This window comes from Lysobacter enzymogenes (assembly GCF_017168095.1).
In the GTDB taxonomy this organism is placed as follows: domain Bacteria; phylum Pseudomonadota; class Gammaproteobacteria; order Xanthomonadales; family Xanthomonadaceae; genus Lysobacter; species Lysobacter enzymogenes_D.
Genome location: NZ_LXSD01000206.1, coordinates 1 through 9494 on the forward strand (window position 1 = coordinate 1; position 9494 = coordinate 9494).

Genomic DNA, 9494 nt, shown 5'->3' on the forward strand with positions numbered 1-9494 from the left:
TCAGCGCTCGCTGCGCTCGGCCGGACGATGCGCGATGCGCGAAGCCCGCCGCGCGGCCAGCCGCGCGCGCGTCGGCGCTCAGTGCTCCGCGCCGCCGGCCAGCCGGCGATCGACCTCGGTGGCCAGCGCGGTGGCGATCATCGTGCGCAAGCCGCGCACGACGCTGTCGATGTCCAGGCTCGGCGCGCCCGGGTGCCGCGCGGCCTGCGCCGGCGAATACGGAATGTGGACGAAGCCGCCGCGCACGCGCGCGTCGCCGCGCAGCGCCAGTTCGTGCATCAGCCCGTAGAAGACATGGTTGCACACATAGGTGCCGGCGGTCTGCGAGATTTCCGCGGGCACGCCGGCCGCGTGCACGGCCGCGCGCAGCGCCTTGATCGGCAGCGAACTGAAGTACGCCGCCGGGCCGCCGGCGATCACCGGCGCATCGATCGGCTGCGCGCCGAGGTTGTCGGCGATGCGCGCGTCGTCGACGTTGATCGCGACCCGCTCGATCGACAACTGCGCGCGCCCGCCGGCCTGGCCGATGCACAGCACCAGCGCCGGGCGCAGCGCGTCCAGGCGTTCGCGCAGGCGTTGCAGCGAGGCGCCGAACGCCACCGGCAGGCAGTCGGCGACGACGCGGCGGCCGCCGATGCGCTCGCCGTCCAGGCGCCGCACCGCTTCCCAGCTGGGGTTGTCGCTTTCGCCGCCGAACGCGGCGAAGCCGGTCAGCAGCACCGGCGCGCGGTCGAAGTCGCTGCTGTCGAGGGCGCCCGTCATCGCAGCGCGATCCAGTACATCAGCAGCACGTTGCAGGCCAGCAAGATCGCGCCGGTGGGCCACTGCGCGCGGATCACGCCGTAGGGGTCCCTGAGTTCCAGCAGCGCCGCCGGCACCAGGTTGAAGTTGGCCGCCATCGGCGAGAACAGCGTGCCGCAATAGCCCGAGAGCATGCCGATCGCGGCCAGCGGCGCGGCGTCGGCGTGGTGGTGGCCGACCAGCAAGGGCAGGGCGATGCCGCCGGTCATCACCGGGAACGCGGCGAAGGCGTTGCCCATGATCACCGCGAACAACGCCATGCCCACGGCGTAGGCGACGACCACGGCGAAGGCGTTGTCGACCGGGATCGCCATGCGCACCACCCCGGCCACCGCCTGGCCGACGCCGCCGGCTTCGAACACGCTGCCCAGGGTGGCCAGCAGCAGCGGCAGCAGCGCCGCCCAGCCGATCGCGTCGACCAGCCGGCGCGATTGCTCCACGCCGCTCCACGGCGTCTGCCGGGTCAGCCGGCAGGCCGCGATCAAGGCGACGATGCAGGCGAACGCCAGCCCGACCAGGGTGACGTTGGCGGTCTCCAGCAGCGGCGTTTCGCCGATGCGCACGTACTTCAGGCCCAGGGCGAACACCAGGGTGACCGCCGGAATCAGCAGCGCCGGCCGGAACAGGCGGTTGCCCAGGCGCTGCGCCTCGGCGGCCTTTTCCTCGCCGCCGGTTTCGGCGTAGCGGCCGCGGCCGAGGCCGCCGCAGCCGGCCAGCAGCGCCAGCGCCACCACGCAGGCGCCGACGACTTTGTTGGGCAGATGCTCGGCCAGGAACATCAGCGCAGCGATCAGGCCCCAGAACGCGGCGGTGGTCCAGCGCCGCGGATTGGCCGCGTCGCGCGCGCCGCGCCAGGCCAGCGCGGCGAAATACAGGCCCATCAGCCAGTAGACGAAGCTCAACCCGATCATGCGTCGCGCGCCCGGTCGGCGAGCGCGGCGACTTCGGCCGCGCGCCGGCGCTGCAGTTGCCGGATCATCGCGCGCTCGAAGCGCAGCACCCGGATGCAGTGGATCACGAACGCGCAGATCGCGGTCGGGATGCCCCACATCGCGATGTGCAGCGGATCCAGGTTGAGGCCGTGTTCCTTGAAGAAGCTCTGGATCAGCAGCACCGCGCCGAAGGCGATGAAGATGTCCTCGCCGAAGAACAGGCCGACGTTGTCGGTGCCGGCGGCCATCGCGCGGATGCGCTGGCGGGTGTCCTCGTCGAGATCGCCGTGGCCGGCCTGGGCCGCGCCCTCGGCCATCGGCGCCAGCAGCGGGCGCACGGTCTGCGGGTGGCCGCCGAGACTGTTCAGGCCTACCGCCGAGGCGATCTGGCGCATCAGCAGGTAGGCGATCAGCAGCCGCGCCATGGTCGCCCCGCGCAACCGCGCGACCCAGCGCTGCGCATGTTCCTTCAGGCCGTGGCGCTCGAGCAGGCCGATCACCGGCAAGGTCAGCAGGAACAGCAGCAGGAAGCGCTTCTCGGTGTAGGCCTTGCCGAGCACGTCGAGCACTTCCAGCGGCGAGATCTTCGCCGCCAGCCCGGTGATGAAGCCGGCGGCGACCACCACCAGGGCCGGGTTGAGCCGCAGCACGAAGCCGAGCGCGAGCGCGGCGACGCCGATCAGGGGCCAGTAATTCATGCAGCAGCGTCCTCGCGTGGCGGAAGGAAGAACCCATCGATGCGAACCGGGCGGCGATCCTTCGCCTCGCGCGCCGCCGCCGTCACAGCGCGGCGACCCTCACGCCTTCGGCCTCGAGCGCGGCGCGCACCGCGCGCGCGAACTGCGGCGCGTCGCTGCGGTCGCCGTGCAGGCACAAGGTGTCGGCGCGCAGCGCGATGGTTTCGCCGCCGGCGACGCGCACGCGCCCGTGCAGCGCGAGCTCGCGCACCTGGGCGATGGCCGCGTCCAGCGATTCGATCACCGCGCCGGGCTGGCCGCGCGGCAGCAGCCGGCCGTTGCCGGCGTAGCCGCGTTCGGCGAACACTTCGTGGGCGACGCGCAGGCCCCGGCGCTCGGCGGCGGCGGTGAGTTCGGACTGGGCCAGGCCGAACACGATCAGGGTCGGATCGAACTGCGCCGTCGCGCCCGCGATGGCGTCGGCGACGCCGCGGTCGTCGGCGGCGAGGTTGTACAGCGCGCCGTGCGGTTTGAGGTGGGTCAGGGCGACGCCTTCCTCGGCCGCGATCGCCGCCAGCCGTTCGAGCTGGCGGCGCACCAGCGCGGCGATGTCCTCGCCCGCCAGCGCCAGCGCGCGGCGGCCGAAATGCTCGCGGTCTTCATAGCCGGGGTGCGCGCCGGCGGCGACGCCGTGGGCGCGGCACAGGCGCAGGGTCGCGCGCATCGTCGCCTCGTCGCCGGCGTGGCCGCCGCAGGCGATGTTGGCCGAGCTCACATACGGCAGGATCGCGGCGTCGTCGCCGCAGCCTTCGCCGAGATCGCAGTTGAAGTCGATGCGTCCGGACATGGCGCGGGCGCGCTAGTTGCGCTTGAACAGCAGGCCCAGGCCGACCGCGATCAGGATCGCCGGCCACCAGGTCACCAGCAGCTTGGTCACGCTGAGATTGGTGAAGCCCAGGTTGTTGAGCAGGAACATGGTGCCGATGACGATCAGGATCAGGGCGCCGACGACGTGGGATTTCATGCTGTTGCGGTCTCGCTGCGGTGCGGGGGCGACGGGGCCCGGGACGGGGACGAGTCTAGTCGGGTTGTGGCGGCGGGACTATGGGGGGCGGTGCCGGCCAGAGCTTACGGTGAGGCGTCGGAGGCCTGAATGGGGGCGGGCACTCGCCGGGCGGCGGCACTTGGTGCGCGGGCCTTGCGCGACATCGTCGACGAACTGCGGCCATCCGCGCTCGCGTTGTCGTTGTGCATTTTCCTGCAAGAAGAATCATTGCAGGGCTGAAGCCAGTCGGTTTGGTTTGCGATGGAAGCGCTTGCGGAACCCGGCTGCCCGTCGCGCCAAAGTGGTTCCGTGTTTGAGCCGATTCGCCGCCAACGGCAGCGTCAGGCGCGACCGCAACAGCGGCGCAGGCCGACGCATGCCGCCAGCATGAACTGCGGACCGGTTCGAATGGGCGAAGATTTTCCGAAAAACCGCAACTGCGTCTATCGGTTCTACGACCTCATGCTGCGATGGGCGCTACGACTCGCGCCCATCGGCGCAGCGATGAGGAACGCCTCCACATCAAATGCCTGGAACATGGGTACTGCCTGGTTGTAGCGCACAATTTCGAACTGCTCGCGACGCGAAGGGTAGGGGGAAGGCGCCGTCAGCCGTTTATAGCCTGCGAACATTCATGAAGAGGGCTGTGTCCTGTTCGGTCTGTGCGATGTCTGAGTATCACCGAGATAAACGGACGCATCCGCACGGGCTTGTGTGGATTTAGTGCCGGGAATAGCCTGGATTTCCTTTCTTTACGAGTTGGGCGACTGTGAAAAGGCTTGGTCTCGGTGTGGGTGCATTGCTCGCGGCGGCTGTGGGCGCGTTGTTTTTTTTCGCAAATGATAGAGGCGATGTGCCGGCAGAGGACTTCGCACCTGTCGCTGAAAAAATTGAGCGGCCTCCGGTTCAAGGCGAGACATCGGCGGGTGAAGGAGTCGAGGACGCTCCAATAAAAGACATCGCTCGTCGAAAAGGCGCGTACCTCGCCGATTTCAGCCCTCAGATTCCGGCCGGTCACGCCGCTGACGTATATGCGGCGCTCAAGTCGCGCGCAGATGCGGGCGATCATCGCTCAGCCGTGCTGCTTTACGAGAAGCTGGAGGCCTGTCGGCGCGTCATCAATGCGCGAAGCATGGAGGCGACTACCCGTCCCGAGGATTGCACGGGCCTGACTGACGAGCAGTACCGATCGGCGGCCCAGCTTGTCGAGAAAGCGGCCGCCGCAGGAGTGATTGAGGCTCAGCTTATTTATGCGTCCGATCCGGAGCGTTTTGTCGGCCCGATGAGCGACGCCTTGCGCAATGCGGATCGCATCGTCGAATACAAGAAAAATGTGTATCGATATCTCACAAGCTCCGCTTCGCAGGGCAGCGTTGACGCGATGTCCGAACTCGCCAGCTTTTACAGGAGGGGCGGACTATGGAGCAAGGATCCAGTAAAGGCGTATGCGTACAGGTACGCATCGGAACGAGCTCGGCCTAGTGCCAGCCCCCTTCTGCAACGCTATGCGGAAGGACTTAGCAGCGATCAACTTCAGCAAGGAAGAATGCAAGGTGAGTCGATATATCAGGCGTGTTGCGGGAAATAGGATCGCGTTGTGGAGTGCGGGCCTTGCGATCTTTGGCTCTGCGTTCGCTGTGGCTGCAGTGACGCATGCGCAGATTGAATGCAGAGCATGTACTTTCGACAGTACTCAGCCGAGTGATGCGGTCAAGATCGCCATCGAAAGTTCCCAGCCCGCTTCGGGCTTGGTTGATAGCGTTGGCGATGTTTATGTCGTTTGCAATGCGACGGAATGCGGGCGTTACGTTGTGAGCAGCGATTTCAGGTACAACCTCGTCGAGAAGGTAGCGCGTCCGCGCCTCGGCGGAGGGGGCGGCGGCTCCGGCGGTCCCGATGGCGGTGGAGGTTCTGGTGGCGGTGGCGGCGGCGTGCCCAATCCGGGAGGCGGCGGCTGCGCCCCCAAATGCACTGGCGGAACAGTCATCGTTCGCGATCCCGGTGGCGGCTGAGCCGCATCGGCATCTTTTGCTGAATCTGGGTCGGCGCACTGGCCCTGGCTGGGTCATCGATCCGCGGGACGGACACTCACGCAAGCCTCCAGATAGTCGAGCGTTCGCCGTTTCGGGGCGGCGCAGCATCGCGGAATGTGCGCGACCGAACATCCGCCCAAAAAAAATCGGGGCCGCGAACGGCCCCGTGTTCCAAGCGAAAGATCTCGCCAAATCGATTCGTGTCGGGCGCGGCGCCGGTGCGGTTACGACGCCTTCTTGCCGTCGCCGGCCGGTGCGGCCGGAGCGGTCGTCGGCGCGCCGGCGTCGGGCGCTGCGGGCGGGGTCGTGGTCGGCGCGCCGGCGGTCGGCGCGCTCCACAGCTTGGTTTCGGCCTTGCCGCCCATCATCTGCCCACGCACCAGCGGCACCGGCGGGCCGCCGTAGCTCAGGAACTGGTCGTGGAAAGCCTTCCAGGCGCTGCGGCCGCCGCGGCTGGCGGTCCAGTCCTCGCGCAATTGCAGGATCATCAGCTTGCCCAGGGTGTAGTTGAGGTAACCCGGGTCGTAGGTGCCGCGCGCGGCTTGCTGGCGGGCGTTGCCGGGGTCCTGGAAGGCCTTGTCCTTGAACAGTTGCTCGGACTGGGCCACGGTCATGCCGCCGGTGTGCAGGCCGATCGCCGAGACGTAGCGCACGTCGCGCAGCAGCGCGTTGGTGAGCTGGCCGATGTGGATTTCCGGGGTGGCGCCGTCGAGGCCGGCGTCGAACATCATCTCTTCGGTGTAGTGCGCCCAGCCTTCGGTGTAGGCGTAGCCGACGAACAACTGGGCGAACTTCCACTGCGAGCGGTTGGCGTGCAGGAAGTGCAGGAAATGCCCCGGCCAGACTTCGTGCGCGGAGGTGAACAGCAGGTCGGCCTTGCCCGGCACGTAGGCGTCGCGCTCGGCCTTGGGCCACTTCGGATCGGGCGGGGCGATGTAGTAGACCGAGGGCAGGTTCTTCTCGTACGGCCCCGGGATCTCGATGTAGGCGAAGTTGCTGCGGTTGAACGGCGGCGCTTCCTCGACCTTGGCCTGTTCGGTGCCGGGGATCGAGACCAGGTCCTTGTCGACCACGAACTGGCGCAGCCCGGCCAGCTGCGCGCGCGCGCCTTCGACCGCGCCGCCGACCGGCTTGTCGGCGCCGGCCTTGTCGACGCAGGCCTGCAGGCTCAGGCCCTTGGCATAGGCCTCGCACGCGCTCTTGAGCGCGGCCAGGTTGCGGGCGAGGTCGGCTTCGCCGGCGGCCTTGAGCTGGTCCAGCGGCAGGTCGACGCCTTCGGTGGCCTTGAGCATGCGCGCGAACTTGTCCGCGCCCAGGGCGAAGTCCTGGGTGGCCTGCGGCTTTTGCTGGCTCAGGTGATCGGCCAGGCCCTGCATCGCTTCGATGGCCTTGGCGTTGGACGCGGCGAAGCGCTTTTGCAGCGCCTCGTCCTTCACTTCGGCGAAGGCCTTGGGCACGTCGGTCTTGAAGAACTCGGCCATGCCGCCGAAGCCCATCACGCCCAGGTCGATGTAGGTCGCCGGCAGCGGGCCCTTGAGGTTGGCGCGGATCTGCTCGGCGGCCTTGGGCAGCGCTTCCTGGTAGCTGGCGAACGCGGCCATGCGCTGTTCCAGCGGCGCGTAGGGGCGGGTCAGGTACATGCTCGGCGACAGGTCGCCGAGGTAGAAGGCCGGGTTCTTGGTCGCGAAGCCGGAGTCTTGCAGCCAGAACAGCTGGCCGTCGATGGTCGCCAGCACGTAGTCGCGCTGGAAGCGCTGGCCGGCGTCGAGGCGATCGTCGCCGAACGCGGCCACCGCGTCGCGCTGCTGCTGCAGCCACTGGATGTTGGCCTGCAGCGCCTGCGGCGAATAGTCGGGCAGCTTGCCGTCGAACTCGTGCTTGCCGGCGTTGGCGGCGGCGACCGGGTTGCGTTGGAAATAGCCTTGCACGAAGGCGTCGACGGCGGCGTTCCAGTCCGCGCCGGCGGCGGGTTTGGCCGCGACCGGGGCGGCGGCGTCGCCGTTGGCGGCGGGCGGGGCGGTTTCGGATTTGCAGCCGGCGGCGAGCGCAGCGGCGACACAGGCGGACAGGGACAGCAGACGCAGGCTACGCATTGCGGGGTCTCCGGGCATCCAGGGCGGGCGCGGCTGGCGCACCATCGTCTGCGCTGGCGCGGCGTTTGCACAGTGACTTTCGCCATACCGCGGCCGATCGGGCCGATCTGCCCGATCGGCCCGCTTCAGCGCGTCGGCGCGGCGCAGGCGCGCAGGCTCCGCTGCAGGCGCGACCGCTCGGCTTCGCGCAGCAGGACAGGCGTTGCGGCGGCCGCTGCTCGGCCGCTGCGAACGCCCTCGTACAGCGCGCGGACCCGGCCGGTCAGTTCCGCATCGCCGCCGCGCGCCGCTTCGGCCAGGCGCAGGGCGCGGGCCAGTTGCTCCATGCCTTCGCCGCGCCGGCACTGTTCCAGCGCGAACAGGCCGCGGTAGACCAGCGCCCGCACCAGGTCGGGGCTGCGGCCGTGCTGATCGAGCAGCGGGCCTTCGCCGCGCCCGTCGGCGGCGATGAAGTCGCGTTCGGACGCGAGCAGGTCGGCGAACTCGCGATCGGCCCGGTCGCGGCGGCCGAGCAGGTACAGCAAGTGGGCCTGGCGGAAGCGCACGTGGGCGAAACGGTAGTTGTCCGGCGGGAAGACCGCCGCCAACTGCGCGCGATAGTCGTCCAGGCGGGTTCGCAGCTCCGGCAGCGAGGCCTCCTCGCCGTAGTCGGCGAGGCTTTCGACCAGCAGGTAGTTTTCCAGGATCGTCGGCAGACCGGCGCGGCGCTTGGCGTCGATGGTGCGACGCAGCAGGGCGAGGCCCTCGGCGCGGTCGCGCGCCGGCTCGGCGCCGGGCGAATAGATCAGGTCGAGCGCGAGGTTGTAGTTGGCCGACAGGCGCAGGTCGCTGTTGGGCGGCACGGTCCGTTCGAGCAGGGCGGCCGCCGTGCGCGTCTTGGCCCGGCGGTCGGTCGGATCGCGCGCGATCGACGCTGCGGCGGTGGACAGCGCGGTGGCGTACTCGGGGTGGTCGCCGCCGTAAGCGGCGCGGATCGACGCCAGCGCCTTGGCGATGTCGTAGGCGGGCTGGTCCGGCGCATGGAACACGTCGGCTCGGATCATCGCGTAGGCGGTCTTGGGATGGTTCGGCCCGAGCGAGGCGATCCGCCGCCGCACCAGTTCGGCCGCCAGCGCCGGCGCTTCGCCGCCGCCGCGCAGTTGCACCGCGCGCATGTAGCGCTCCAGCGCATCGTCGGCCAGGACCGGGTCGAACGGGCGCGCCAATGCCACCGCGCGACGCGCGTCGGCTTCGGCGGGGCCGGCGCGCCACAGCCGGCGCTGCATTTCCGAGCGCAGGATCAGCAACTGCGCGAGCGCTTCGCGATGGCCGCGGCCGAGCGGCTCGGCCTGCGCGATCAGGTCGCTGCAGGCGGCCACCGCGGCCTGGGTGCGGCCTTCGCCCCACAACGCCCGCACCAGTTCGGTGCCGTAGCCGATGCGCTGGCTGCGCGCGGCCGGGTCGTCGCGGCCTTCGAGTTCGGCGATGCGCTCGCGCGCCAGGCGCTCGGCGTCGGCGTAGCGGGCGCGGATGTTGAGCATCGCCAGGCGGGTCGCGGCGACCAGCCCGTCGCGGTCGGGTTCCTCGCCGAGGGTGCGCTGGGCTTCGCCGGCCAGGGATTCGGCGCGCGCGTAATCGCCGAGCAGGGCGTAGCTGCGCGCGAGCATCGCCAGGCTGCGCGCCTGCACGCCCGGCTGATCGTCCAGCCGCATCGCGCGCAGCTCGCGCTCGGTGCGTTCCAGCAGCGCGCGCGAGGAGAACGGCGCGCTGCCCAGGCCCGACTGGGTGGCGCTGCCCAGGGTGCTGGCGAACAGCCGGCCGACGGCCTGGCTGGCGCGCGCCTCGCGCAGCGCGCGCTGATGCTGCCAGACGATCGCCGCGGCGCCGCAGGCCACCACCAGCGCCAGCGCGGCGAACAGCGCCGGCGCGGCGGG

Annotated in this window: 8 protein-coding genes; 1 reads left to right on the forward strand and 7 read right to left on the reverse strand. The window is 69.8% G+C overall.

Translation table 11 applies throughout. The features are described 5' to 3' along the window. Positions 1 to 78: 78 nt before the first annotated feature. The 5 genes from pcp to A7A76_RS05300 form a co-directional block, all read right to left on the reverse strand. Positions 79 to 762, reverse strand: coding sequence for a pyroglutamyl-peptidase I (pcp, locus tag A7A76_RS05280; protein ID WP_206410211.1), 684 nt, complete (start codon positions 760 to 762; stop codon positions 79 to 81). Beyond that, on the reverse strand, positions 759 to 1712 hold the full coding sequence (locus A7A76_RS05285; protein ID WP_206410212.1) for a DUF979 domain-containing protein: 954 nt from the start codon (positions 1710 to 1712) through the stop codon (positions 759 to 761). Before A7A76_RS05285 ends, pcp begins: the two co-directional genes overlap by 4 nt. Then, positions 1709 to 2431: a DUF969 domain-containing protein gene (locus A7A76_RS05290; protein WP_206410213.1), complete on the reverse strand. Its 723-nt coding sequence runs from the start codon at positions 2429 to 2431 to the stop codon at positions 1709 to 1711. Before A7A76_RS05290 ends, A7A76_RS05285 begins: the two co-directional genes overlap by 4 nt. Before the next feature lie 82 nt (positions 2432 to 2513). Further along, positions 2514 to 3257: a LamB/YcsF family protein gene (locus A7A76_RS05295; protein ID WP_206410214.1), complete on the reverse strand. Its 744-nt coding sequence runs from the start codon at positions 3255 to 3257 to the stop codon at positions 2514 to 2516. Between the two features lie 12 nt (positions 3258 to 3269). Continuing rightward, positions 3270 to 3434, reverse strand: coding sequence for a LiaI-LiaF-like domain-containing protein (locus tag A7A76_RS05300; RefSeq protein WP_096377557.1), 165 nt, complete (start codon positions 3432 to 3434; stop codon positions 3270 to 3272). A gap of 811 nt (positions 3435 to 4245) precedes the next feature. On the opposite strand from A7A76_RS05300, the gene A7A76_RS05305 reads away from it, so the two are divergent. Further along, positions 4246 to 5043 (forward strand): sel1 repeat family protein, encoded by a 798-nt coding sequence (locus A7A76_RS05305; protein ID WP_206410215.1) that lies wholly within the window; start codon positions 4246 to 4248, stop codon positions 5041 to 5043. A 669-nt stretch (positions 5044 to 5712) separates the two neighbouring features. Here A7A76_RS05305 and A7A76_RS05310 read toward each other — a convergent pair. Further along, positions 5713 to 7581, reverse strand: a complete 1869-nt coding sequence (locus tag A7A76_RS05310) for a DUF885 domain-containing protein (protein WP_206410216.1) — start codon at positions 7579 to 7581, stop codon at positions 5713 to 5715. Between the two features lie 125 nt (positions 7582 to 7706). Next, positions 7707 to 9494: hypothetical protein (locus tag A7A76_RS05315; protein WP_206410217.1), on the reverse strand; the 1788-nt coding region annotated here is incomplete at its 5' end.

What these genes read in the sequence shown, in the direction of transcription:
- pcp (WP_206410211.1), bottom strand. Translation starts at nt 762, where the DNA reads ATGACGGGCGCCCTCGACAGCAGCGACTTCGACCGCGCGCCGGTGCTG.
- A7A76_RS05285 (WP_206410212.1), bottom strand. Translation starts at nt 1,712, where the DNA reads ATGATCGGGTTGAGCTTCGTCTACTGGCTGATGGGCCTGTATTTCGCC.
- A7A76_RS05290 (WP_206410213.1), bottom strand. Translation starts at nt 2,431, where the DNA reads ATGAATTACTGGCCCCTGATCGGCGTCGCCGCGCTCGCGCTCGGCTTC.
- A7A76_RS05295 (WP_206410214.1), bottom strand. Translation starts at nt 3,257, where the DNA reads ATGTCCGGACGCATCGACTTCAACTGCGATCTCGGCGAAGGCTGCGGC.
- A7A76_RS05300 (WP_096377557.1), bottom strand. Translation starts at nt 3,434, where the DNA reads ATGAAATCCCACGTCGTCGGCGCCCTGATCCTGATCGTCATCGGCACC.
- A7A76_RS05310 (WP_206410216.1), bottom strand. Translation starts at nt 7,581, where the DNA reads ATGCGTAGCCTGCGTCTGCTGTCCCTGTCCGCCTGTGTCGCCGCTGCG.